Origin of the sequence: Aeromonas sp. R10-2, from assembly GCF_040908445.1 — a bacterium.
Taxonomy (GTDB): Bacteria; Pseudomonadota; Gammaproteobacteria; order Enterobacterales; family Aeromonadaceae; genus Aeromonas; species Aeromonas veronii.
Genome location: NZ_JBFODS010000011.1, coordinates 17,106 through 40,910 on the forward strand (window position 1 = coordinate 17,106; position 23,805 = coordinate 40,910).

Here is a 23,805-nt window from a genome sequence, read left to right on the forward strand (position 1 = left end):
TTCGTTGCTGCGATGTGGGCGGACTCTGCGGGATCAGCCGCCGCGCTGGTACTTGAAGCGCTTCTTGCGCCGGTAGGGATAAACATCCTCGAACACCCCCACCTTGATGTTGCTCTGCAGCATCTTCCAGTAGTTGGCGTCGAACATCTCCTTGTGCAGCTGCAGCATGATCTCCCGCACCTGCGGCTTTTGCAGCAGGAAGGTGGCGAACTCCTCGGGGAAGATGTCGTTGGGGGCCACCGAGTACCAGGGTTCGGCGCTCCACTCATCCTCGGGGTAGCGCGGCGGCGGGATCTGGCGGAAGTTGCACTCCGTCATGTAGCAGATCTCGTCGTAGTCGTAGAAAACCACCCGGCCGTGGCGGGTGACGCCGAAGTTCTTGAACAGCATGTCCCCCGGGAAGATGTTGGCCGCCGCCAGCTGCTTGATGGCGTTGCCGTACTCCTCCAGCGCTAGGCGGGTCTGCTGCTCGTCCGCCTTGTCCAGATAGAGGTTGAGGGGGATCATCTTGCGCTCGGTATAGAGGTGCTTGATCACCAGCTTGTCGTCCGTGATGGTGAGGGCCGAGGGTGCAACCGTCTTGAGTTCGGCAAGGAGTTCGGGCGAGATGCGGTCCAGCGGAAACTCGAAGTTGGTGAACTCCTGGGTATCGGCCATGCGGCCAACCCGGTCGTGCTGTTTAACCAGCCGGTACTTTGCCTTCACCTGCTCGTGGCTCACATCCTTCGGGGGAGTGAACTCGTCTTTTATCACCTTGAACACCACATCGTAGGAGGGGAGGGTAAACACGCTCATCACCATCCCCTTGATGCCTGGCGCGATGATGAACTGATCCCGACTCTGGGCCAGATGGTGGCGGTAGTGGCGATAGAGCTCGGTCTTGCCGTGCTTCTGGCAGCCGATGGCGTTGTAGATCTCGTAATCGGGCTTGTGGGGCATGATTTGGCGCAGGAAGGCGACAAACAGCGCCGGTTCGCGGGCATAGACCATAAAGTAGGCGCGGGCGAAACCAAACACGATGGAGGCGAGATCCGGCTCGAAGATAACGGTATCCACATAGATGCTGTGGCCGGTGCTGAGCAGGGGCAGGATGAAGGGGAAGACCTGATCCCGGGCCCGGATCAGTCCCACCAGATAGGCCCCCTTGTTGCGGTAGAACACCTCTTTGAGCAGCTCGATGGCAAAGGGCTCATCATGGAGGATTTGCGGGCCGTTCTCCGCAAGATGGCGGTGGATGTCGACAATATCCCGCTGCTTGTCCTCGTAGGGGAGGGTGAAGCTGTAATCCCCCAAAAGCTGGCTCAACGTCTGCGGCAAGTGGGCCAGATCGGTGCGATAGATGCGCAGCAATGTGCTGAGATCGGGTTTTTCGCCACGGCTGACAAAGGGGTGGATATAGAGGTTTTCGTCGCGGATATTGCGATGGCGAAAGATCCGGCGATAGACGGAGTTGAAGAAGGACTCCGCCACCTCGAAGTTGTCACAACGGGGCAGCAGATCGCTGAAAGCGCTTTTGACCCGTTTGAGCAGCTCCTGAGTGGCGTGGTGCTCCCCCATCATCTGGCGGATGGAGCTGGCGGTGGCCCCCACATGGTGGTCATAGAGGCGAATACGCTCCCGTCCAGCGAGCTGCACCCCCAGCCAGTCACTGTTCTCGAAGCGGCTCTTGCTGCCCTGGGTTATCTCGAGAAACCGGCTGTAAAACGACTCGAAGCGTTGCAAGATAGTCTCGGCGACGGCCTGTTCCAATGGCTGCTGCATCTCTCTCTTCCTTGTGATCTGTCGGGCCGATAGCGCGAAGGATTGGGTGTAATTTGTTCACACGTCAGGCCACTATCGCAACATTCAAACGTCTGTTCAAGTGGCAATTTTCGGGGATAAACGGTAGATTGCGCCCCTGTTTTGGTGATGGTTTAGCGACTGTTTGCTGTCTGTTTGAGAGGCCGTCCGGCCTGTGAGGAAACCCGATGAAGCTCTATTTTGTCCTGGTGGCACCTGCCCGACCTGCGAACGTGGGGGCGGCTGCCCGCGCCATGAAAACCATGGGATTCGATGCCATGCGACTGGTGGCTAGCCGGGTACACGAAGAGGAGGAGGCGAGCTGGGTGGCCCACGGCGCCCAGGAGATCCTGACTCAGGCCGAAGCGTTCGATACCCTGCCCGAGGCGCTGGCCGACATGGATCTGGTGATCGCCACCACCGCCCGTGAACGCGGTCGCTACCAGCATTACCTCACGCCGGGGGAGATCCGCGAGCAGATCCGCAGCAAGCCGTCACTCAACAAGGTGGCCATCGTCTTTGGCTGCGAAGAGTCGGGGCTCTCCAACGAGCAGCTGGCCGAGGTCGATCTCATCAGCTATCTGCCCCTCAAGGTAAGCTACCCCTCCCTCAATCTGGGGCAGGCGATCATGCTCTACGCCTACGAGATGAGTCAGCTGATGGATGAGCTGAACGCCGACGGTGCCGCTGCAGTAGCAGAAAATTTTGATAACGCTGGGCAGGTTCGGGTGCTGAAAAGCAAAACAGCAGAATTACTTGGTGAACTCGGAGTTTCGCAGGATGAAAAACTACATCAGTGGGTGATGGACCGGGTACCCATGCTGCCGCAGCGGGATTTGAACATGCTCCACCTGCTCTGCAAAGACCTTGCGCGCCGCTTTGGGCGCGAGTAGCGAAGAGGTTTAAGTTGACAGCCCATCGCCCGCCGCGGTATTGCTAAAAGCCAGCTTCGTCAACGAGTGTTCGTCATGCAGTTATTCACCAACGTCATCACCACCACCATTATTACCGGTACCACCACAGGTGGCACTGGGGCCGGTTGATGCGCTGACGAACAAGCACAGAAATCAAAAAAGGCCCGTACCCACCCAGTACGGGCCTTTTTGTTGGATTGGTTTTTAGATTGAATTTCATAGATTTACAGGGAGAGAAAGCGATGAGAGTGTTGAAATTTGGCGGGTCTTCACTGGCCGATGCAGAACGTTTTTTACGGGTGGCCGATATCGCGGTCAACACCCACGGCCAATCTCAGGTAGCCCTGGTGCTCTCTGCACCTGCCAAGGTGACCAATCATCTGGTGGCGCTGGTGGAGCAGACCAGTCGCGGCATGGATGCCAGTTCCACCCTGTTTGAAGTCAACGGCATCTTCTCCCGCCTGCTGGCCGGGTTGAAGGCGGCCTATCCGGCGCTCGATGACAAGGCGCTGCTGGCCCGTCTCACCGCCGAGCTGGATCAGGTGGAGCGTCTGATGCAGGGCATCCGTCTGCTGGGCCTCTGCCCGGACAACGTGCAGGCGCGCATTCTGAGCCGTGGCGAAAACCTCTCCATCGCCTTTATGCACGAGTTGCTGCGGGTGCGCGGTCTGGATCTGGAGCTGATCGTACCGGAAGAGCTACTGGTCACCGACGGCGGTTATCTGGAAGCTCACGTCGACATCGAAGCCTCCCGCCTGCGCTTTGCCGCCAAGGGGCTGCGTAGCGATTGCCTCTACCTGATGCCGGGCTTTACCGGCGGCAGCGACAAGGGCGAGACCGTGCTGCTGGGTCGCAACGGCTCCGACTACTCCGCCGCCGTGCTGGCAGCCTGTGTCGATGCCGAGTGCTGCGAGATCTGGACCGATGTCGAGGGCTGCTACAGCTGCGACCCGCGTCTGGTGCCGGATGCCTACCTGCTGAAAACCCTCTCCTACAAGGAGGCGATGGAACTCTCCTACTTCGGCGCCAAGGTGCTGCACCCGAAAACCATCGCGCCGGTGGCCCAGTTCCACATTCCCTGCCTTATCAAGAACAGCTTCAACCCGCAGGGGCCGGGCACCCTGATTGGCCCCGAGAGCGGCGATGATGACCTGAAAGTGAAGGCCATCTCGGATCTCTCCGGCATGTGCATGTTCAACGTCTCCGGCCCCGGCATGAAGGGGATGGTCGGCATGGCCGGTCGCATCTTCTCCGCCGTCTCCCGTGCCGGGGTCAGCATCGTGCTGATCACCCAGTCATCTTCCGAGTACAGTGTCAGCTTCTGTATCCACAGCTACGACAGCGACAAGACCCGCAAGGTGCTGGAGCGCGAGTTCGAGCTGGAGTTCAAGAACCAGCTGCTGGAGCCGTTGGATATCATCAGCGATCTGGCGATCATCTCCCTGATCGGTGACGGCATGCGCACCAGCAAAGGGATGGCGGCCCGCTTCTTCACCTCGCTGGCGCAAGCCTCCATCAATATCGTCGCCATTGCGCAGGGGTCGAGCGAGCGCTCCATCTCGGCGGTGGTGCGGGATCGCAAGGTGGCGGAAGCCATCAAGGCGTGCCACCAGAACTTCTTTGGCAGCCAGCAGTTTATCGATCTCTTTGTGGTCGGTGTCGGCGGCGTCGGTGCTGCGCTGGTGGATCAGATTGCCCGCCAGCAACCGGTACTGGCCGAGCAGGGCACTGGCCTTCGCGTGGTCGGCATCGCCAACAGCCGCCAGATGGCGGTTAACAAGGATGGCCTGAACCTCGCCAACTGGCGCGAACAGCTGGCGGAAGCCCGCGACAGTTTCTCGCTGGAAGGGGTGAAAAAGCTGGTGGAAGATAGCCACATCATCAACCCGGTGATCGTCGACTGCACCTCCTCCGAGGCGGTGGCTGTCCAGTATGCCGACTTCCTCGCCGCCGGTTTCCATGTGGTCACCCCGAACAAGAAGGCCAACACCGGCTCGCTCGATTACTACAAGGCGCTGCGCCGCACCGCCCGTCAGACTCGCCGCAAGTTCCTGTACGAGACCAACGTCGGCGCCGGTCTGCCGGTTATCGAGAACCTGCAGAACCTCATCAAGGCCGGTGACAAGCTGCGTGCCTTCGATGGCATCCTGTCCGGTTCCCTCTCCTTTATCTTCGGCAAACTGGACGAGGGGATGGCCTTCTCCGAGGCGACCAAAATCGCCCGCAGCAACGGCTTTACCGAGCCGGATCCCCGCGATGACCTCAACGGCATGGATGTGGCGCGCAAGCTGCTCATTCTGGCTCGTGAGGCTGGCATGGCGCTGGAGCTCTCCGATGTGGAGGTGGAGCAGGCGCTGCCGCCATCTTTTGTAAAAGAGGGTGATGCCAGCGAAGATGTGGAGTCTTTTATGGCCCGCCTGCCCGAAGCCGACGGCTGGTTCCGCGACCAGTTCGCCGCAGCCCAGCGTGAAGGCAAGGTGCTGCGCTATGTAGGCTCCATCGAGGGTGGCAAGTGCAAGGTTGCCATCAAGGCGGTCGGTGCCGACGAGCCGCTGTTCAAGGTCAAAGACGGGGAGAACGCGCTCGCCTTCTTCTCTACCTACTACCAGCCGATCCCGCTGGTGCTGCGTGGCTATGGCGCCGGTACCGAAGTGACTGCGGCGGGCGTCTTTGCCGACGTGCTGCGCACCCAGAACTGGAAGCAGGAGCTATAAGCATGAGTTCAGACATGTACCCCTCTTATATGACGGAAGGCGGCAGTGTCGTTGCCTACGCACCCGCTTCCAGCGCCAACCTGAGCGTGGGATTCGATGTACTGGGGGCGGCGCTCGCCCCCGTTGATGGTTCCCTGCTCGGCGATCGGGTGCAGGTAAAAGCCGCTGACGTGCCGTTCGCCCTCTCATCCGTGGGCCGCTACGCCCACAAGCTGCCGGACGATCCGAAAAAGAATATCCTGTTCGACTGCTGGGTCGCCTATGGCGAGGCGCTGGAGAAGCGGGGCCTTAAACTCAAGCCGCTCGAAATGGTGCTGGAGAAGAACCTGCCGGTGGGCTCGGGTCTGGGTTCCAGCGCCTGCAGCGTGGTGGCGGCGCTGGAGGGGCTCAACGCTTTTCACGGTGAGCCGCTCGACGAGCACGACATGCTGCTGCTGATGGGGGAGATGGAGGGGCGCATCTCCGGCTCCGTTCACTACGACAACGTGGCGCCCTGTTATCTCGGCGGCATGCAGCTGGTGCTGGAAGAGCACGGCGTTATCAGTCAGGGCATTCCGGTGTTCGATCAGTGGTACTGGGTGGTCTGCTATCCGGGCACAGTGGTCTCTACCGCTGCTGCCCGCGCCATTCTGCCGGCCCAATATCGCCGTCAGGATTGCCTCACCTATGGCCGCCGCCTGGCTGCCTTTGTCCACGCCAGCTACACAGGGCAGGAGGGATTGGCTGCCAGCGTATTGAAAGACGTGATTGCCGAACCCTACCGCGCGGCGCTGATCGAAGGCTTTACCGAGGTGCGGGTGCAGGCGGCCCAAAACGGGGCGCTGGCCACCGGTATCTCCGGCTCCGGCCCCACCGTGTTTGTGGTAATGAAGGATCTGGCGCAGGCCGAGCGCATGAAGGATTGGATGGAAGCACATTTCGTGCAGAACGAAGATGGATTTGCCCGGGTCTGCAAACTGGACATGGCCGGGGCACGGGTAACAGGAAGCGAGCTATGAATCTCTACAACATCAAGGACAACAGCGAACAGGTGAGCTTCGCGCAGGCGGTGCGTCAGGGCTTGGGTCGCGAACAGGGGCTCTTCTTCCCCGAACAACTCGAACCGCTCGCCGATGTGGATGCCCTGCTGGATCTGCCGCTGGCCGAACGCTCTGCCCGCATCCTGAGCCACCTGCTGGGGGACGAAGTGCCTGCCGCCAAGGTCAGCGAGCTTGTCAACGCCGCCTTCACCTTCCCGGCACCGCTGGTGAAACTCAAAGACGGAACCTATGCCCTTGAGCTGTTCCACGGCCCGACCCTGGCATTCAAGGATTTCGGCGGCCGCTTTATGGCCCAGTGCCTCGCAGCGTTCAGAACCAACGACAAGATCACTATCCTCACCGCCACCTCCGGCGACACCGGCGCCGCCGTGGCCCACGCCTTCTACGGGCTGGAGGGGATCGAGGTGGTGATCCTCTATCCCAAGGGCAAGATCAGCCCCTTGCAGGAGAAGCTCTTCTGCACCCTCGGCGGCAATATCCGCACCATCGCCATCGACGGCGACTTCGATGCCTGTCAGGCACTGGTAAAACAGGCCTTTGACGACGAGGCGCTGAAAAAAGCCATTGGGCTCAACTCCGCCAACTCCATCAATATCAGCCGTCTGCTGGCGCAGGTTTGCTACTACTTCGAAGCGGTAGCCCAGCTGCCGAAAGCCGATCGTACCAAGGCGGTGATCAGCGTGCCGTCCGGCAACTTCGGCAACCTCACTGCGGGGCTGATTGCCAAGGCGCTGGGGTTGCCGGTGAAGCGCTTTATCGCCGCCACCAACGCCAACGACACCGTGCCGCGCTACCTGAAAACCGGTCAGTGGGAGCCGCACCAGACAGTGACCACCCTGTCGAACGCCATGGATGTCAGCCGCCCCAACAACTGGCCGCGGGTGGAAGAGCTGTGCCGTCGCAAAGGCTGGGCGCTGGAGACCCTGGGGTCAGGCATGCGTGACGACGCCCAGACTCGCGATGCCCTTAAACGGCTGTACCAGCTGGATTACCTCTGCGAACCCCACGGCGCCATTGCCTGGGATCTGCTGGGGGAACAGCTGGCCGAGGATGAAGTGGGTGTGTTCCTCTGCACCGCCCATCCCGCCAAGTTCAAGGAGTCGGTGGACGATATCTTGCATCTCGATGTGCCGCTGCCCGGCCCGCTCGCCAAGCATGCCGAGCTGCCGCTTCTCTCTGTTAATTTGCCAGCGGAGTTTGCCCGGTTAAGGGCATTTTTGGTGGGTTAAGCCGCTAAGTTGAGATAATCGATAGAAATAAAAATCCCCCGGTAATGGGGGATTTTTATTTCTGCATTGGGAACGTTGACTCAAGCATGAGCGGCTGTTTGTTCGGGTGTTGGACGACTACCTAGTGTAATTTTCTCACTAGCCAAAGTTTTTGCAGGAAGGAGAATTATGCGTGAGTACTGATTGAATTGGCATGGGATTCGATCATGAATCATCCGAGCAATTGCTGGCTCAGAAAGGTTGGGGGCAGATTTCAATAGGGACTATTGAATGTTGTTTGCGTGATACAGTGGAAGTTGAACTGTCACCAGTTATTGCTATGTGCCATCCCCCCTATTTTTGAACTTTTATTATTCAACATTCGTTATGGAATAAATAGCCTACCGGGGGCGTTTTATATACGTTATAGACTATATAATATCAGAAGCCAATTATGGTAGATAGACAGAGGTTTCCTGTGTGTCTTCAAAAAGAAGTTGAAATTTATCGCGAAGGGATTATCTCTCTGGTACACATTGAAAGGACACCGGCTTGAGACCGGTGTCATGTGATAACTAGAACTGTACAAGCAAATAAAACACTATATTAGTGTCACGTTCATCCCATAAATTCTACCACTCTTTTCATTCGCTTCTTTTTTATATGACACACTTTTTCCAACAATATTTGAGAAATCTAAATGTGGATTGTCATTGGCATGAAAGAAAACGCGACCATCATGTGTAGATATAAAGCCGCAATTAAAACCGTTACGATCCCTGATTCTTTTCACTACTTCACCGTATGACAAGTCGGGGTCTTCAACTATATTTTGGATGTCATCACAATTACGTTGATTTTTTTCTTCAGAGCAAAACAAGATTAATATTTTAGTAAACTCTTCGATATCTTTTCTACCATCAGAACTCTTTTTAAGATCATTTATCCAGTGCTTTGTTGCCAGTTCAAAAACACCAATAGATTTATCTAACATTATTTCAAATTGTTCTGCCGATGATACGATGTCAAGAATTTTCTTGCAGTACATATCGACTTGCTTCTCTTTATGCAGGCTAGGTATTGCTCCGTTGCAAAGTTCCCTGAACACCATTAAGATATGTGGCTTATATGTATGAAGCTCTTTTTCTTTATATTTCTCCTGTCTAAATAACTTCTCAGCATTAGAGAAAAGAAGTGATGCCATATAATATGGGAGTTTCGAGTGATGCTTTAAAAATATTTTGCTTGAGTACTCCTCAATTAACTTTGCTTCATGTCTATGAGCCATGTGCGGTTTGTTTAGTAATATTGCTAGGCAATATTGAGTTAGTATCTTTATATTTATCTTTTCAGTTTGTTTTATTTTTGGATTATGACTAAACTGTTTCGAACGTCGCTCATAATATATTTTCCCATAATCCACACCAATAGCGATAAAGAACTCCTCTAATTCTTTATGGAAAATCTTCGTTGCTTCAAAAGCTTCATCATAAACAATGTTTTGTCTGTTTGTTCCACGAACAATTTGATTGGTGATCTCGAAATTACTTGTTGAAATAACTTTTATGTGAAGAGGTGACTTATTTATGTCTTTTCCATCTCGTTGAGCAAAGAAAAGTACATGACTGGTTTGGCAACCATTTACGATTTGTGGATTTTTTAGTGTAATTCTTCGATTGCTCTGGATATACTCATCACAAACGATCGTGATGCCATTGTTTAATAATGCAAATTTCTCAGGTTCCTCATCAATTGTTCTTAGTATCTCCTCATTAACACTATTATTTCCTTGATAATCTCGTACATTATCATCAAAGAGCGACTTTCTGATTACTCCTTCATCTGTAGAAAGTAATTTCATAAACTCTGATGCATAGCACAAAACGACGCATGAGTTGTTAACACCATCAACTTCGGTTAATGGCATTGTATCAATCACTTCAATCGTGGTATTGAAGGTGTTTTCATTATTGTCACATATTTTTTTAAAAGCATACGCATCAATGAAATGAATATTACATTCAGAATAGGCAGAGCCTGCACTAAGATCTGATTTGAACTGTTCTGAATGTGCGTTGAAGTGAGGGGTTTCTTGCCATTTCCCTAAGGTGACATAGTATGCTCTAACCGTTGGGTTTCTTTCCCAATGAATGATAACATCATCACTCATGACATAATTTTTTATATCAATAAAATTTTTAATGCTTTTGTTACACGGTTGACGTTGTGTTTCTGAAAGAAAATCTCTAATGCCAGAGGTGAATTTTATAAACTCCCCCGAATCGAAATTATTACTAAATTTTGATTGGATAAATATAAATTCTATGACGAGTTTTTGAAATTTATTAACTATATCTTTAGCTTCATCAATATTGCTAACCAGAAATCCATTCAACTTAATACCAATTCCATCTATGCCTAAGTCATTACCACCACCTACGCATACTTTATTAAGAAAATCAGAGTCGGCGCCAAAAGCATCAGGTTGATGGTTTGATAAAATTGAAAAGTTTACATATTTTTCGAATGACTCACTATCCTTAAGTGAAAACAGATTGTATTGTTCAATGAATCTATTAAGACGAACCTTTATCATTGGCTCAACATTCATAGAGTACCCTTTTTTAATGGATTATATATGTTATGTTTATTTTTAGCTTTAACTAAGAATAAAGATGATAGTCTACCAGCCAATAAATAATATCAGCGCTTGTCGACAATTTTTTCTATAAGATTATCTTGTATGTTGGTGCTGAAATTAAAATATGAACACCAATATCTGGAACACATACCTTTTTAATCAAGGCGTAATTCCACGGAAATCCACGCTACCGCCCGTGGATTACAGCTTCCAAAATGCTCCATTGATCAACGAGGGCTGAGGCCCATCGCAGCAATAGGCACCGGATGGCTATGATAAGCCAATCGAATCTGGTCGTGCCAGTCAAAAAATGACGCAACTATCAGTAATGTAAGAAATTTTGCGCTGGCTCAAGAAATCGCAGAGGCAGGGAAAGGATTCCCATGGCCCTTGATGCTATTGGGGTTGGCGGGCGTGGCAGGAAGGAATAGGGCTGGCTTGCCGCTGAGGAGGGGCTGGCGGGGGGCATCCCGCTCTGCCAATCGGCGCTATAGTGCGGGCGATGGTTGCCCTCTGCTCCGTGTCCCAAGCTGGCGAGGCGGGGGATCTGCGGCAACAATCAGCTGTTGCAATCACAGCCATTTGCAACACATCGTCATGCAAATATGACCATGCAAACACATCACCAGATAGAGAGGATATCTCCCATGAAGCGTACCATCCTGTTCGGCCTGCTCTGCGGCAGCGTGCTGCTGCTGGCCAATCCGGTCTTTGCCAACGACGCAGCCCAGTTGCAGTGCGAGGCGCAGGCCGCGGCCAAAAAGCTTAACGGCGCCGCCAAGACCAGCTTTGTCGGCAAGTGCGTGAAAGATGCCGCTGGCGCCGCGACCGGCGAGTGCGAGAAGGCGGCAGCCGACAAGAAGCTGGCCGGAGCGGCAAAGAACAGCTTTATCCAGAAGTGCGTGAAGACGGGCGCGGCGATGGATCCGGCGGCCAAGTGCGAGAAAGCGGCGGCCGACAAGAAGCTGGCTGGCGCGGCCAAGAACAGCTTTGTCCAGAAGTGCGTGAAGGATAGTGCCGCCAAGTAAGGCATTTTCTCATCCGGTGTGTTTGTGGGGGGGCCATCAGGCCCCCCGCGCTTTTTGGGGCGCAGGGGCGTTATCGCTAAGCGGGTGATGCGAGCTTGCAGCAAGGGCAGGGGTTGGATTGTGCGGGGCGGACAAACGGCTGCGAAGGCGGGCAAGCGGGGTGGCCCCGGAGAAGTTGCCGGAACTGGGATCTCGATCGGGGCAACAGGACTTTTGTCCTGCAAGGGGCGAGGGGGCGGGGGCTAGGATGCCCTCATCCACACGAGTCAAACTGGAGCACAACAATAATGACCGCTCATATCAATGCCAACCCGGGCGATTTCGCCGAGACCGTCATCATGCCGGGAGATCCGCTGCGGGCCCGCTATATCGCCGAGACCTTTCTGACCGATGCGCGCGAGGTGACCAATGTACGCAACATGCTGGGCTACACCGGCTACTACAACGGCCAGCGCATCTCGGTGATGGGCCACGGCATGGGGATCCCCTCCATGGTGCTTTATGCACACGAGCTGGTGAACGACTTCGGGGTCAAGCGCATCATCCGTATCGGCAGTCTGGGTGCGACCCAGCGCCACGTGCAGATGCGTGACGTGATTCTGGCGCAGGCGGCGGGCACCGACTCCCCGACCAACGCCAAGCGCAGCGCCGGTTACCAGATGGCCACGTCGGCCGACTTCGCTCTGCTGCACAAGGCCTTTACCAAGGCGCAGGAGAAGGCGATTCCGGTCAAGGTGGGCAATATCTTCACCGGCGACCTCTATTACGATCCGGACGAAAACCTCATTCCGGCGCTGGAGAAGTTCGGCGTGCTCGGCATCGACATGGAGGTGGCCGGTCTCTACGGGCTGGCCCATCAGCAGGGGATCGAGGCGCTCGCCATCCTGACCGTCTCCGACCACTGTCTGACCGGTGAAGAGACTACTGCCGAGGAGCGGCAACTCTCCTTCAACCAGATGATCGAGCTGGCGCTGCACACCGCGCTGTAAGCGCCGCAGCCCGCCCAACCCTGCACGCACCCTGACCTTATGAGAGATCCAATATGAACAATAAGCTCTCCCTCACTGCCATCAGCTTCCTAGCCAACTTCGTGATGGCCGGTTTTGCGACCCAGTTCGGCATGCTGATTGACCCCATCGCCGCCAAGTTCGGCGCCGACGTCAATCAGGTGGCCTCCATCTTCTCCCTGCTCAACGGCGGGGCGCTGGCGGGCACCATTGCCGCCTTCTTCCTCATCGAGAAGGTGGGCCTCAAGCGGATGACGCTGCTCTGCTATGGCCTGATCGCGCTGGCGGCGGCTTCGCTCCATCTGACCGGCTCGCTCTATGTGGTGATGACGGCCATGACGGTGATCGGCCTGTGCGGCGGGGTGGGGCTCTGCATTGCGGGGACGCTGGTGGTGAGCGTCTGGCAGGCGCGGATGCAGAGCACCATGCTGGTGGTGCAGGATGCCACCTTCAACGTGGCCGGGGTGGTCTTCCCGCTTATCACTACCTACACCCTGACTCACGCCATGGCGTGGAGCTGGAGCTATCTGGCGGTGGGTGTGGTGGCGCTGGCGACCATGCTGGTGGCGGTGCTGACCAACTTCCGCAGCTGCGAGGCGGGCGGCGAGAGCGCTGGTAACGAGCTCTCGGAGTGGAACCTCGGCATCATCAGCGGCGGGCTTGGGCTCTTTCTGGGCATGCTGGCGCTCTACACCTTCCTCACCTGGGCGCCCATGTTCGTGAAGAACAAGTTCGGCATCCCCTTCGAGGAGGCGGGCAATATCATCACCCAGTACTGGACGGCGGCCCTGCTCGGCGCGCTGGTCTCGACCGCTATCGTGACCCGCGTTGCGATCCGCACCTTCCTCTTGGTGATCATCACGCTGGCGATGGGGATGACGGCGCTTATCGTCACCACTGACAACCTGAGCCAGCTGCCTTACCTCACTTACGGTTACGGCTTTGTTTGCGCGGCGCTCTACAACGCCTTTATCGCCTACGGGGTGTCGTTTGTGCGTCAGGCGTCGAGCAAGAACGTCTCCTATATCCTCATCAGCGGCAGCGCGGGGGCCATGTTCAGCCCGGCCATCAGCGCCATATTCGAGCAGGTGATCGGCTTGCAGGCGGTGATGTACGCCATCCCGCTTATCTATGGCGTGATCCTCGCCATGTTGGTAGCATCGCTGCGCATGGCCCGGCCCCAGCCTTGTCTGGCCTGAGCGGGAGAGTAAACAGCAAGAGGGGCGGTATCGACCGCCCCTCTTTTTTGTTGCTGTTCAGCCGGCGACTGATACCCGCGATTTATGGCTGCTCCAGAAAGGCCTTGAGCCCCGCCAGATCGCGGATCTGCAACCCCTCCTCGCCGCGCTCCACCAGTCCCTTGTCCATCAGATCTTTCACCGCCCGCCGGTAGACCCTGTCCGTGGTGCCGAAGCGTTCCGCCTCCTGATACCCCTTGCGAAAGCCGCTCACCGGGTTGTCGTGGCAGTGGCTGTGATAGAGGTCGAGGGCGATGTTGTAGCTGATGGGGTAGAGCATACGGCAGGTGAAGATATCCACCGTGTCCTGATAGTCGATGGCAATGGCGGTGGCAAAGAAAAGCGCCACCTTGGGGTGGGCGACCAGCGCCTGCTCCAGCTGCTCGCCATCGATGCGGGCCACTTCCAGCGGCTCCTCGGCGATGATGTCGAGCTGGCAGCGGTAGCCGGTGAAGAACTCCATCTCGCCAAAGAGCTGGTTGTCGCACTCAAGGGTGCCGAGCTGAAAGCGGCGGCCATTCATGGCGGTGTGGCCCATGGCGATGCGGCCACTGGGCACCAGCACCAGATCCCGCAATAGCTCCCCCTGACGCATCAGGGGTTCCCCCTCGGGGATCAGGCGCCGCTCCGTGATGCAGGAGATGACCACCTGTTCAATGAGATCATGGCTGGCCTGCCAGTGGGGCTGAAAGCGCCCCTTGAGAAGGGGTTTGAGTTGCATGGCGGACTCTTTGACTGACGTGTACAGGCGGCTATTACACATGTTCGCCCCCCGATAAGCCAGCCCCGCTGTGGTGGCGGCCCGGTTGGCACCAATCCTCCATGTGGGCTTTGCACTACAACCGGCTATGGGGCGGCTGGCAATTGGCCATCACGGAAGCGGAGTGATAAATTAACGCCCTGATTTGCAAGGTTTATCAAGGTAACACCATGTTCAAACGCTCGGCTGCGCTGGTGGCGCTGCTGATAATTGGAGGCGTTCACGCGGCTCCGGCCGTGTTCTCGCCCGCTGCCAAGGTGGTGTGCGACAAGAAGGGCGGTTATTGCGCCGACCCGCAGGGGATCTCCATCGGCCTGACCCGCGCCCATCTCGGGGAGCAGGCGGCCAGCCGTTTGCAGAAGAACCTGCAGGGGGCCGACCCTGGCAGCTACACCCTGAGCAACGGGGTACATTGCGAGAGCTGTGAGAAGCAGTGCTACAAGGATCGCTACTTCCCGCGCACCAAAGAGAGCCACTTTACCGCCATCCTCTTCAAGCAGGGCAAGTAAGCGGGCCGCTGGAGGCAAAGTTGGCGAGACAACAGGAGTTGAACGAGATGATGGAAGGGACGCAATGGCGTTGGCTCAATGAACCGGCCGAGTGGCACAAGACCAGCGACGGCTTGCAGGTGGTGACAGACCAGCAGACCGATTTTTGGCGCAGCACCTGGTATGGCTTCGAGCGCCATAGCGGGCATGTTTATGGCTGCGAGGTGGCGGGAGAGTTTACCTTTCAGGTCTGCGTCGAGGGGGAGTTCACCACCCTCTACGATCAGGCGGGGCTGATGCTGCTGCAAGACGAGGCGCATTGGCTGAAAGCGGGGATCGAGTACAACGATGCCCAGCCAATGATCGGCAGCGTGCTGACCAATCCGCGCTCTGACTGGGCCACCGGTATTTTCAGCGGTAATCCGCGCCGCTTCTGGCTGCGGCTGACCCGGCTGGCAGATTGCCTGCGTTTGCAATACTCCACCGATGGCAAGGTGTGGCCGCTGCTGCGCCTCGCCCCGTTCCCGCCAAGCGAACGCGGCTTTATCGGGGTGATGTGCTGCACGCCGGAGCGGCAGGGGCTGGCGGTGCACTTCTCTGACTTGCGCCTCACACCGCCCCTTGGCAAGGCGCTCCATGATTTGAGCTAGGTCAGCGGTTTTGCCTGCGATATTGAGCCAATAAAAAAGCGCCCGCAGGCGCTTTTTTCATTTGGCTGTTAGAGCCTCAATTAGCTGATCAGGCTGGCCCACAGGTCATATTCGTCGGATTCGTCGATCCGCACCTTGACCATGTCCCCCGGCTTGAGGCCGGTTTCGCCGTTGAGGTAGACCAGACCGTCGATCTCCGGTGCATCGGCGAAGGAGCGGCCAGTGGCACCCTCTTCGTCCACTTCGTCGATAATAACGGTCATCTCCTGACCCACTTTGCGGGCCAGCTTGCGGATGGAGACCTGCTGTTGCAGCTCCATAAAGCGCTGGAATCGCTCTTCCTGAATCTCTTCCGGTACCGGATCCGGCAGCTCGTTGGCCAGCGCCCCTTCGACCGGGCTGTATTTGAAGCAGCCGACGCGATCCAGCTCCGCCTTGTCGATAAAGTCCAGCAGCATCTGGAAATCTTCCTCGGTCTCGCCCGGGAAGCCGACGATAAAGGTGGAGCGCAGGGTGATCTGCGGGCAGATCTCGCGCCACTTCTGGATCCGCTCCAGGGTGCGCTCGACGGTACCCGGGCGCTTCATCAGTTTGAGAATGCGCGGGCTGGCGTGCTGCAGCGGAATATCGAGGTAGGGCAGTACCTTGCCATCGCGCATCAGCGGGATGACGTCATCCACGTGCGGGTAGGGGTAGACGTAGTGCAGTCGCACCCAGATGTCGAGCTTGGCCAGCTCTTCGCACAGGGCAACCATGCTGGTCTTGACCGGCATGCCGTCGTAGAAACCGGTGCGGTGCTTCACATCGACGCCGTAGGCGGAGGTGTCCTGGGAGATCACCAGCAGCTCCTTCACGCCCGCCTCTTTCAGGCGTTTGGCTTCTGCCAGCACGTCGCCGATGGGGCGGCTCACCAGATCCCCGCGCATGGAGGGGATGATGCAGAAGGTGCAGCGGTGGTTGCAGCCCTCGGAAATCTTCAGATAGGCGTAGTGGCGCGGGGTCAGCTTGACGCCGTGGGCCGGAACCAGACTGGTGAAGGGGTTGTGCTGCGGCTTCTCCACATATTTGTGGACGTGACCCAGCACCTCTTCATAGGCGTGGGGGCCGGTGATCTCGAGCACCTTGGGGTGGATCTCGCGGATCTGATTCTCTTTGGCGCCGAGGCAACCGGTGACGATCACCTTGCCGTTCTCGGCCAGCGCTTCGCCGATCGCTTCCAGCGACTCTTGCACCGCGCTGTCGATAAAGCCGCAGGTGTTGACGACGACCAGCTCGGCATCGTCATAGCTGGGCACCACATCGTACCCTTCGGTACGCAGCTGGGTCAGGATGCGCTCGGAATCGACCAGGTTTTTGGGGCAACCCAAGGAGACGAATCCTACTTTGGGGGCCTGTTTTGTGTTGGACATCGCTCAATCACTCTTAGGTGGCTCTTCTTTAAGGGCGCGGATTTTACCGGAATGGTTAACCAAAAACTATACAGCCAGCATGGCAGAACCGAACAATATCTCCGACCAGGCAAGATTGGGCCGCACCAGCAGTCGATGATGGCGCGCCCTTGGTAGGGCTATTGCCTCTGCCATGCAGGCTTGTTGTGGGGAAGCTGCTTTGTTGATTTTTCTGTCAATTTTGACGCTGTGGCGGGGAGAGCGTCAAAGGGAGTCACTATACTTCCATCACGGGGTCCCGTTGGAGAAGGCGATGGAAAGTTCATTTGGCGAAAAAATGCAGAGCGTACATGCCACGCTCAGGCAGCGTTTTGACAAGCTGAGTCGGGTGGCCATCGCGATTTACGATCCCCATACCGATCAGCTCAAGACATTTGCCCACAGCACAGAGGGGCCCTCGCCACTGGTGCAGTATGAGGTGAAGCTGAGCGATGTTCCCTCCCTGAGTTATCTGGCGGAGCACAAGCAGCCCCGGGTGCTCGGCAATCTGGATACCCTGCGTGGCTCGGCGTCGGAGCACAGCCGCAAGGTGCTGGAGGCAGGTTATGCCTCCAGCTATACCGAGCCGCTGCTGTTCAACAGCAAGCTGTTTGGTTTTCTGTTTTGCGATGCCATGGAGCCGGGATATTTCGAGGAGCCGATCCGCAGCGAGCTGTCGGCCTATGCCCAGGCGCTCTCGGCCATCATTGCGGTTGAGTTTTTCTCCATCCAGACCCTTGGCGGCGCGTTGACCACGGCGCGGGAGTTCAGCCGCTATCGGGATGAGGAGACCGCCAACCATCTGCACCGGATGTCGGCCTACTCCCGGCTGATCGCCAAGACGATGGCCCCGACTTGCGGGCTGAGCGATGAGGAGGTGGAGTTTATCTACCTCTTCTCCGAGCTGCACGACATCGGCAAGATCGCGGTGCCGGATGCCATTTTGCTCAAGCCGGGCAAGCTGACGCCGGAAGAGTTCGAGATCATGAAGATCCACCCCGGCAAGGGGCGGGAGATGATCAGCCTGATGATCAACGAGTTTGGTCTCGATGGCATTCATCACACCGATATGCTGACCAACATCATCGCCAGCCATCACGAGCGCTTCGACGGCACCGGCTATCCGCTGGGGCTGGCGGGGGAGGCGATCCCTTTGGCGGCGCGCATCGTGACGGTGGCCGATGTGTTTGATGCCCTGACCAGCGAGCGCCCCTACAAGAAGGCCTGGCCGTTTGAGACGGCGTTTGCCTATCTGGAGGAGCATGCCGGCAGCCAGTTTGATCCTGTCTGTGTCGCCGCGGCCCTGCACAACAAGGCCGAGTTTTATGCCATCTATCAGCAGTATCAGGATCCAGCCTGCTCTGCGAACGTGGCGGCCAGCGGCGCCGAGCCGGGTTGAGCGCGTGTGATGAGCGTAAGGGGGGAAAGAGGCGGTTCAAGCATGGCGAGGAGTAAATAGAGAGGGGGCACCAGCAGGTGCCCCCTCTCTTTTATGCGTCTCTCGATTCCACGCGCCCTTATTTTGCCGACCTTCTATCTGCGGCTATGGCGTTTGCGGTCAGGTTACTTTTTGGGCGTCGGCTCGCTGATCTGGTAGAGGTGATCCGCGCAGGCGCTGGAGCAGCCACAGGGACGCACCTCTTTATCTTCCCGCTTCTGGGCAAGCTGGTATTGGCGCCACCAGATGATGGTGCCCATGGCCAGGATCAACACGAACGAGGCGAGCAGGCTCAACAACCAGATGGACATGATCTCTTCTCCTTGATGGTGATGACATGCACGGTGATGGCATCAGTGATGATGGCAGCAACCGCCCTGCTGGTTGGCTCCTTCACTGCCGTGGCAACAAGTATGGCCTTGTCGTGAGCTCTCTGCCTGATGGCCACCACTGGCGCAACAGTGACCTGAGCTGCTGTTGCAACCACCATGACAATGGCTATGACTCTGGCCTGCGCCGACGGGCTGGATGGCACGGATCGCAGATTTGCTCTGATGACGGCGAGACGGACGGCCCTGACTTGCCTCGGTAAGAGGTTGCAGATTGGCGGGGGCCAGCAGCGCGGGCAGCGGTAAGCGGGCAGAGCGGCACTGCAGCACCCGGATATTGATCGCCAGCAGGCGACTCAGCATCCGCTCGCCGATATTGCGCACCACCACCTGACCCACCTGATGATGGGCGAGGGCGTCGAGCAGCGCTTGTTTGCCGTGGCAGCCTTCGGCTGCGGCCGGATTGGTCAGAGTGGCGATAACGTTCCCTTCGGGGTTAAGAATTTGCAGCTGCTCGGCACGGGTAAAGTGGCCAGCCAGCAACCCCTGACTCAGCATCAGGGCGCTGTTGCTGGGGTTGGTGGTCATGGTTGTGACAGCATTCATGTCGGCTCTTCTCCACTGGTTGGGTGGTCGGGCTCGGCGGGTTGCATCATCAATGCCTTGCCCAGACTCAGACACTCCACCACCTTGTAGCGCCCTTTTTTCAGGATATTGGCCAGGGTCTGGCGGGAGACCCCCATCACCAGGGCGGCCTCTTGCTGCTGCATTCCTTGAAGGTCGACGAGGCGCAGTGCCTCGAACTCGTCAGGGGCCAGCGTGACCTGTTCCAGCTGATGCATGGGACGGCCGTTGGGTTTGAAGCAGCTGTTGGCGGGGCGGCCACAGATCTGGCGGGCAATCTTGGGTCTTGGCATGGTGGCTCCTAATTGGCATAAGCCATTTATACGCTCATATGTGGCATATGCCAATAATTTTGTCTGATGCAGAGGGTAGAGCCAGTGCTGTTCACGGTAGAGAGGGGTAAAGAGGGGGAGGAGGAATACTAACAAAAGCAGTGAAGGGGACAGAAACGACGCAGGCCCGAACATGGTTCGGGCCTGCGGTTTTGCAGAGGATGGTCGGGCTATCCCGGCGAGCTTACGCCTGTTCGGCCTCGGCCACTGGAGCTGCGCTCTCGCTACCGTTGGCGAAGCGATCCGCCCACAGGGCAATCACGCCGTCACCGGTGACGTTGCAGGCGGTGCCGAAGCTGTCCTGCGCCAGATAGAGGGCGATCATCAGGGCGATGGAGGCTTCACCAAAGCCGAGCATGGAGGTGAGCAGACCCAGCGCCGACATCACGCCACCACCCGGCGCGCCTGGAGCTGCAATCATGATCACCCCCAGCATCATGATGAAGGGGAGCATGGTCTCGATGCCCGGAATGGCCAGATGCTCGGAGAGGAACATCACCGCGGTGGCACAGGTGACCAGGGTAATGGTGGAGCCACAGAGGTGAATGGTGGCACACAGGGGCACGGTGAAGTTGGCGATACCGTCGCTCACGCCGTTGTTCTTGCTCGATTGCAGAGCGACCGGAATGGTGGCGGCGCTCGACATGGTCCCCAGCGCGGTAAAGTAGGCCGGCAGCATGTTCTTGATGAGCTGGGCCGGTGAGCGGCCAAGGGCCAGACCGGTACCCACGAACAGTACGGAGAGCCAGATCCAGTGCATCAGGATCGCCATCACCAGCACCACGCCGAAGGTCTTCAGGGTAGCGAATACGGTGCCTTCTACCGTCATCTCGACAAAGACGCCCGCGATATAGAACGGCAGCAGCGGGATGATCACCTTGGCCAGAAGGCGGTCGATGATGTCACGACCCTGATCGGCGACCCGGCGCAGATCGGTGGCCTGGGTGGCGCTGATGCCAATGCCGAACACGAAGGCGGCGGCCAGAGCCGACATCACGCCAAACAGCGGAGGGATCTCCAGATTGACGTAGGAGGCGAGCTTGATAGCCGTGGCCGTGGTGGGCTCGGCGGCGGTGGTGAACTGCGGGATCAGGTGGCTCGCCACGGTAAAGGCGAACAGCCCCGCCAGAATGGTGGAGCAGTAAGAGAGGGCCACGGTTTTGCCCAGCAGCTTGCCGGAGTTTTTCGGCAGGCTGGCGATGCCGCTCATGATAAAGAACAGAATGATGAGCGGAATGGTGAAGGTGATCAGCTGACCTATCACTGTCTTGGCCGTAAACAGCACGCGCGCCACCCACTCAGGGGCGTAGAGACCGAGCAAGAGACCGGCAAGGATGCCAGCAATGAGTTTCAGGACAAGTTTCATAAGGAAATCCGGAGTTGGTTGTATTGTCTGTTTTGTTATTAAAATTTGATATTAATCACACTTTTTAACACGTAAGCCGTGTTATGTCTGCCTTTTCTGCGTTAACACCGAGTTAAATATTGTCGAAAGCCAAGATCGCCGACTAGCTGTCGGCTTGGCGTTGAACGGGAAAATCCGTGATGAATTAGCCCGTTAGGTGGCCTGATGATCGCTACGCAGCAACATGACGTACTGGGTGGCGTGTTGACTTGAGGAATCTGACGTACTGGCTGATACGGCTTCCATCGGCGCCAGTTGCAGTGCTATCCCGGATGTGGTGACCAGTTGCTGTAGCTGATGGTGACTTATCTTGCCGCTTGGTTGCAGGGGGAAGCAGATCGGAGCGCCCGCTTTGAGCAGGGTCGCCAGCTGTTGCAACTGGGGGACAAGGGGGGCCGCGTCGCTATCAAGCGGGCGGCTCAGCCAGATGCCATCGTAAGGGAGCACCGAGTGCATCTTCGCCAGTGGGCAGACCCGCACTGCTTGTCCGGATTGCTGTGAGGCGACTTTGGCGTCAGCCAGCACAGCTTCACAGGCGGTGACCACATACCCTTCTGCACGCAGCCAGCACAGATCCTCCCCCATACCGCATTGACCATTGAGCAGGTGAGCGCCGGGTTTAAGGCGCGCCACAAAGGCCGCTCGAACGTGGGCGTGCTGGTCGTTCAAGGGCCGGGAAGCGGGGATGGCGTCAGAGTGTGGCACAGGGGTTACCTCAAGCAGGGGGCGCACAGGGTAACAAATCGGTGCCTGACTGCCAAAGCGCGCGGTCAGGCCCCGATTTGGATGGGGGGGAGTTGCCGGAGCCGGCTAGCGGCCACAGGCAGGCCCGTGGGGCTGGGCCAGCATGGTGAACATGCTCTCTATCATAAAGGCGGATTCGCCCTGCAGGTCTATCCGCCCCGGAAAGTGGAGCCAGTTGATGATGTAGCCATCCAGGGTGCAGTGGAGCAGGGTGGCGGCGCGCTGCAGGTTGAGGTTGGCTGGCAATTGGCCCCGCCGTACCGCATTGGCCAGGGTGGTCTCAAGGTCCCGAAAGAAGTTGGCGGACTGGCTGCGGATATGCTCGCGCAGTGAGATGGCTTCCCCCTCCAGCGATTCGAGATTGAACAGTATGGTAAACATCTGCCGCTGGGCCGGATTGTGAATGAAGCTGTGGAGCACCCCTTCGAAGAAGAGGCGCAGTTGCCCCAGCGGATCCGGCTCATCTGGATTGAGGCAGGCATCGAGCTGGTGGGCAAGGGGGCTGCAGAGCTCTTTCCAGAGCGAAATGAAGAGTTCATCCTTGTTCTTGAAGTGCCAATAGATGGCCCCGCGGGTCAGGTCTGCCGCCCTGGCGATGTCGGTCAGGCTGGTCTTGGCCAGGCCCTGAGAGCAGAACAGATCCAGCGCCGTGCTCATGATGTGGCAGCGGGTTTGCTGCGCCTCTTCTTTGGTTCGTCTGGCCATCGAAATTTGTGCCTCATGCAAGCAAAAAGTCACTTACATACATTTATGAATGTATGTATATTGCCTCATCTTGCGAATATTTACCAACAGGGCCCATGTGGCCCTGATTGTTCATTGACTGGCAAAGGCTCAGGTGTTTCATGCATAAACATATTCTTGCTCGTTCAGTTGGTCTTGCCTTGCTGGCAACAGGCTTGCTGGCAGGTTGTGGTGACAAGGGCGGTGCGCCCCAGGGACAGGGCGGCATGCCCCCCGCGGCGGTCAACGTGGTGACCCTGCAGAGCAGCCCGCTGATGTTGACCACTGAATTGACCGGCCGCAGCGCCCCGCTGCGAGTGGCCGAAGTGCGTCCGCAGGTGAGCGGCATCATCCTCAAGCGCCTCTTTACCGAGGGGAGCGATGTGAAGGCGGGCGATCTGCTCTATCAGATCGACCCAGCTGTCTATCAGGCGGCGGTTGCCAGCGCCAAAGCCAATGTGGCCAAGGCCGAGGCCAACGAGCAGAGTGCCCGCCTCAAGGCGCAGCGCTATCAGGAGCTGCTCAAGGTCAAATCCATCAGCCGTCAGGACTATGACGACGCCGACGCCAGCTGGAAGCAGGCCAAGGCGGAGATCATGGCGAGCAAGGCGGCCCTGCGCACTGCCGAGATCAATCTCGGTTACACCCGCATCACCGCCCCCATCAGCGGCCGCATCGGTAAATCCGCGGTGACCGAGGGGGCGCTGGTGACCGCCCAGCAGGCAGACAGCCTGACCGCCATCCAGCAGCTCGATCCCATGTATGTGGATGTGCGTCAGTCCACCGCCGATCTGCTGCGCCTCAAGCGACTGGTCGCCGAGGGCAAGCTGACCCAGGACGAGCAGAAGGGGGCCAAGGTGACCTTCCAGCTGGAAGATGGCTCCACTTATGGCGAAGAGGGCTCGTTGCAGTTCTCCGATGTGACCGTGGACGAGACCTCCGGCATGGTGACCCTGCGGGTGATTGTGCCCAACCCTCATCAGTTGCTGCTGCCCGGCATGTTCATGCGCGCCACCCTGCAAGAGGGTGAGCGGGCGCAAGGGCTGCTGGTGCCGCAAACTGCCGTGACTCGCACCCCCAATGGTGGCGCGACCGTGATGGTGGTGACGGCTGACAACAAGGTGGAGCTGCGCAACGTGCAGCTGAGCCGGGTCGTCGGCAGCAACTGGGTGGTGGAGTCCGGCCTCACCTCCGGCGAGCGGGTGATCGTGGCTGGCTTGCAGAAAGTACGACCGGGCGCCGTGGTCAATCCCGCCGAGCAGGGTGCTGATGCACCGTCTGCTCAAGCCGCGTCCAACACCCCGGCCAACAAGTAG

General features: G+C 57.5%; 21 protein-coding genes. 11 read left to right on the plus strand and 10 right to left on the minus strand.

Annotation, left to right across the window (positions count from 1 at the left end; all coding sequences use genetic code 11):
• Positions 1-33: 33 nt before the first annotated feature.
• Positions 34-1,761, minus strand: coding sequence for a bifunctional isocitrate dehydrogenase kinase/phosphatase (gene aceK / locus AB5Y97_RS01375; protein WP_182962933.1), 1,728 nt, complete (start codon positions 1,759-1,761; stop codon positions 34-36).
• 206 nt (positions 1,762-1,967) lie between these two features.
• Between aceK and AB5Y97_RS01380 the strand changes: the two genes are divergently transcribed.
• From AB5Y97_RS01380 to thrC, 4 genes are all read left to right on the plus strand, one after another.
• Positions 1,968-2,672, plus strand: a complete 705-nt coding sequence (locus tag AB5Y97_RS01380) for a tRNA/rRNA methyltransferase (RefSeq protein ID WP_064341568.1) — start codon at positions 1,968-1,970, stop codon at positions 2,670-2,672.
• A gap of 263 nt (positions 2,673-2,935) precedes the next feature.
• On the plus strand, positions 2,936-5,407 hold the full coding sequence (thrA, locus tag AB5Y97_RS01385) for a bifunctional aspartate kinase/homoserine dehydrogenase I (RefSeq protein ID WP_064341567.1): 2,472 nt from the start codon (positions 2,936-2,938) through the stop codon (positions 5,405-5,407).
• A gap of 2 nt (positions 5,408-5,409) precedes the next feature.
• Positions 5,410-6,405 carry a homoserine kinase gene (gene thrB / locus AB5Y97_RS01390; protein ID WP_064341566.1) on the plus strand — a complete coding sequence of 332 codons (996 nt, stop codon included), beginning with the start codon at positions 5,410-5,412 and terminating at the stop codon, positions 6,403-6,405.
• Positions 6,402-7,676: a threonine synthase gene (gene thrC / locus AB5Y97_RS01395; RefSeq protein ID WP_064341565.1), complete on the plus strand. Its 1,275-nt coding sequence runs from the start codon at positions 6,402-6,404 to the stop codon at positions 7,674-7,676. Before thrB ends, thrC begins: the two co-directional genes overlap by 4 nt.
• A 580-nt stretch (positions 7,677-8,256) precedes the next feature.
• Here thrC and AB5Y97_RS01400 read toward each other — a convergent pair.
• On the minus strand, positions 8,257-10,266 hold the full coding sequence (locus AB5Y97_RS01400) for an AIPR family protein (RefSeq protein WP_182962932.1): 2,010 nt from the start codon (positions 10,264-10,266) through the stop codon (positions 8,257-8,259).
• Between the two features lie 677 nt (positions 10,267-10,943).
• Between AB5Y97_RS01400 and AB5Y97_RS01405 the strand changes: the two genes are divergently transcribed.
• From AB5Y97_RS01405 to tsgA, 3 genes are all read left to right on the plus strand, one after another.
• The gene (locus AB5Y97_RS01405; protein WP_182962931.1) at positions 10,944-11,324 is read left to right on the plus strand and encodes a hypothetical protein; all 381 of its coding nucleotides are present in this window, start codon (positions 10,944-10,946) and stop codon (positions 11,322-11,324) included.
• Between the two features lie 287 nt (positions 11,325-11,611).
• Positions 11,612-12,313 (plus strand): purine-nucleoside phosphorylase, encoded by a 702-nt coding sequence (gene deoD, locus AB5Y97_RS01410; protein WP_005303072.1) that lies wholly within the window; start codon positions 11,612-11,614, stop codon positions 12,311-12,313.
• A 53-nt stretch (positions 12,314-12,366) separates the two neighbouring features.
• Positions 12,367-13,530: an MFS transporter TsgA gene (gene tsgA / locus AB5Y97_RS01415; RefSeq protein WP_182962930.1), complete on the plus strand. Its 1,164-nt coding sequence runs from the start codon at positions 12,367-12,369 to the stop codon at positions 13,528-13,530.
• A gap of 82 nt (positions 13,531-13,612) precedes the next feature.
• On the opposite strand, the gene AB5Y97_RS01420 is transcribed toward tsgA, so the two are convergent.
• Positions 13,613-14,290, minus strand: a complete 678-nt coding sequence (locus AB5Y97_RS01420; protein ID WP_182962929.1) for a Crp/Fnr family transcriptional regulator — start codon at positions 14,288-14,290, stop codon at positions 13,613-13,615.
• A 209-nt stretch (positions 14,291-14,499) separates the two neighbouring features.
• Here AB5Y97_RS01420 and AB5Y97_RS01425 point away from each other — a divergent pair, with 209 nt between their 5' ends.
• Together AB5Y97_RS01425 and AB5Y97_RS01430 are read left to right on the plus strand one after the other, a co-directional pair.
• Positions 14,500-14,838: a YcgJ family protein gene (locus AB5Y97_RS01425; RefSeq protein WP_182962928.1), complete on the plus strand. Its 339-nt coding sequence runs from the start codon at positions 14,500-14,502 to the stop codon at positions 14,836-14,838.
• A gap of 47 nt (positions 14,839-14,885) precedes the next feature.
• Entirely contained in the window at positions 14,886-15,467 is a 582-nt protein-coding gene (locus AB5Y97_RS01430; protein WP_182963871.1) for a DUF1349 domain-containing protein, read from the plus strand.
• An 80-nt stretch (positions 15,468-15,547) separates the two neighbouring features.
• Here the strand turns inward: AB5Y97_RS01430 and rimO are convergent, their stop codons facing one another.
• Positions 15,548-16,876, minus strand: coding sequence for a 30S ribosomal protein S12 methylthiotransferase RimO (rimO, locus tag AB5Y97_RS01435; protein ID WP_021231199.1), 1,329 nt, complete (start codon positions 16,874-16,876; stop codon positions 15,548-15,550).
• A 292-nt stretch (positions 16,877-17,168) separates the two neighbouring features.
• Between rimO and AB5Y97_RS01440 the strand changes: the two genes are divergently transcribed.
• The gene (locus AB5Y97_RS01440) at positions 17,169-18,293 is read left to right on the plus strand and encodes an HD-GYP domain-containing protein (protein ID WP_182962927.1); all 1,125 of its coding nucleotides are present in this window, start codon (positions 17,169-17,171) and stop codon (positions 18,291-18,293) included.
• 164 nt (positions 18,294-18,457) lie between these two features.
• Here AB5Y97_RS01440 and AB5Y97_RS01445 read toward each other — a convergent pair whose 3' ends face one another.
• The 6 genes from AB5Y97_RS01445 to AB5Y97_RS01470 form a co-directional block, all read right to left on the minus strand.
• The gene (locus AB5Y97_RS01445; RefSeq protein ID WP_005338109.1) at positions 18,458-18,643 is read right to left on the minus strand and encodes a hypothetical protein; all 186 of its coding nucleotides are present in this window, start codon (positions 18,641-18,643) and stop codon (positions 18,458-18,460) included.
• Positions 18,644-18,685: 42 nt separating this feature from the next.
• Positions 18,686-19,267: a NifB/NifX family molybdenum-iron cluster-binding protein gene (locus AB5Y97_RS01450; protein WP_368157162.1), complete on the minus strand. Its 582-nt coding sequence runs from the start codon at positions 19,265-19,267 to the stop codon at positions 18,686-18,688.
• On the minus strand, positions 19,264-19,578 hold the full coding sequence (locus tag AB5Y97_RS01455) for a DUF134 domain-containing protein (RefSeq protein WP_005338107.1): 315 nt from the start codon (positions 19,576-19,578) through the stop codon (positions 19,264-19,266). The genes AB5Y97_RS01450 and AB5Y97_RS01455 overlap by 4 nt, the downstream gene beginning before the upstream one ends.
• 223 nt (positions 19,579-19,801) lie before the next feature.
• Positions 19,802-20,983, minus strand: a complete 1,182-nt coding sequence (locus AB5Y97_RS01460) for a dicarboxylate/amino acid:cation symporter (protein ID WP_005359180.1) — start codon at positions 20,981-20,983, stop codon at positions 19,802-19,804.
• Positions 20,984-21,175: 192 nt separating this feature from the next.
• Positions 21,176-21,727 (minus strand): hypothetical protein, encoded by a 552-nt coding sequence (locus tag AB5Y97_RS01465; protein WP_335847945.1) that lies wholly within the window; start codon positions 21,725-21,727, stop codon positions 21,176-21,178.
• A gap of 105 nt (positions 21,728-21,832) precedes the next feature.
• A complete protein-coding gene (locus AB5Y97_RS01470; RefSeq protein ID WP_368157165.1) occupies positions 21,833-22,471 on the minus strand; it encodes a TetR family transcriptional regulator in 639 nt (212 codons plus the stop codon).
• A 140-nt stretch (positions 22,472-22,611) separates the two neighbouring features.
• Here AB5Y97_RS01470 and AB5Y97_RS01475 point away from each other — a divergent pair, with 140 nt between their 5' ends.
• Positions 22,612-23,805: an efflux RND transporter periplasmic adaptor subunit gene (locus tag AB5Y97_RS01475; protein WP_275057791.1), complete on the plus strand. Its 1,194-nt coding sequence runs from the start codon at positions 22,612-22,614 to the stop codon at positions 23,803-23,805.

What these genes read in the sequence shown, in the direction of transcription:
- AB5Y97_RS01430 (WP_182963871.1), top strand. Translation starts at nt 14,886, where the DNA reads ATGATGGAAGGGACGCAATGGCGTTGGCTCAATGAACCGGCCGAGTGG.
- AB5Y97_RS01440 (WP_182962927.1), top strand. Translation starts at nt 17,169, where the DNA reads ATGGAAAGTTCATTTGGCGAAAAAATGCAGAGCGTACATGCCACGCTC.
- AB5Y97_RS01475 (WP_275057791.1), top strand. Translation starts at nt 22,612, where the DNA reads ATGCATAAACATATTCTTGCTCGTTCAGTTGGTCTTGCCTTGCTGGCA.
- AB5Y97_RS01460 (WP_005359180.1), bottom strand. Translation starts at nt 20,983, where the DNA reads ATGAAACTTGTCCTGAAACTCATTGCTGGCATCCTTGCCGGTCTCTTG.
- AB5Y97_RS01380 (WP_064341568.1), top strand. Translation starts at nt 1,968, where the DNA reads ATGAAGCTCTATTTTGTCCTGGTGGCACCTGCCCGACCTGCGAACGTG.
- thrA (WP_064341567.1), top strand. Translation starts at nt 2,936, where the DNA reads ATGAGAGTGTTGAAATTTGGCGGGTCTTCACTGGCCGATGCAGAACGT.
- AB5Y97_RS01455 (WP_005338107.1), bottom strand. Translation starts at nt 19,578, where the DNA reads ATGCCAAGACCCAAGATTGCCCGCCAGATCTGTGGCCGCCCCGCCAAC.
- tsgA (WP_182962930.1), top strand. Translation starts at nt 12,367, where the DNA reads ATGAACAATAAGCTCTCCCTCACTGCCATCAGCTTCCTAGCCAACTTC.
- AB5Y97_RS01405 (WP_182962931.1), top strand. Translation starts at nt 10,944, where the DNA reads ATGAAGCGTACCATCCTGTTCGGCCTGCTCTGCGGCAGCGTGCTGCTG.
- thrB (WP_064341566.1), top strand. Translation starts at nt 5,410, where the DNA reads ATGAGTTCAGACATGTACCCCTCTTATATGACGGAAGGCGGCAGTGTC.
- AB5Y97_RS01470 (WP_368157165.1), bottom strand. Translation starts at nt 22,471, where the DNA reads ATGGCCAGACGAACCAAAGAAGAGGCGCAGCAAACCCGCTGCCACATC.
- AB5Y97_RS01445 (WP_005338109.1), bottom strand. Translation starts at nt 18,643, where the DNA reads ATGTCCATCTGGTTGTTGAGCCTGCTCGCCTCGTTCGTGTTGATCCTG.
- deoD (WP_005303072.1), top strand. Translation starts at nt 11,612, where the DNA reads ATGACCGCTCATATCAATGCCAACCCGGGCGATTTCGCCGAGACCGTC.
- AB5Y97_RS01450 (WP_368157162.1), bottom strand. Translation starts at nt 19,267, where the DNA reads ATGAATGCTGTCACAACCATGACCACCAACCCCAGCAACAGCGCCCTG.
- rimO (WP_021231199.1), bottom strand. Translation starts at nt 16,876, where the DNA reads ATGTCCAACACAAAACAGGCCCCCAAAGTAGGATTCGTCTCCTTGGGT.
- AB5Y97_RS01420 (WP_182962929.1), bottom strand. Translation starts at nt 14,290, where the DNA reads ATGCAACTCAAACCCCTTCTCAAGGGGCGCTTTCAGCCCCACTGGCAG.
- aceK (WP_182962933.1), bottom strand. Translation starts at nt 1,761, where the DNA reads ATGCAGCAGCCATTGGAACAGGCCGTCGCCGAGACTATCTTGCAACGC.
- AB5Y97_RS01425 (WP_182962928.1), top strand. Translation starts at nt 14,500, where the DNA reads ATGTTCAAACGCTCGGCTGCGCTGGTGGCGCTGCTGATAATTGGAGGC.
- thrC (WP_064341565.1), top strand. Translation starts at nt 6,402, where the DNA reads ATGAATCTCTACAACATCAAGGACAACAGCGAACAGGTGAGCTTCGCG.
- AB5Y97_RS01400 (WP_182962932.1), bottom strand. Translation starts at nt 10,266, where the DNA reads ATGAATGTTGAGCCAATGATAAAGGTTCGTCTTAATAGATTCATTGAA.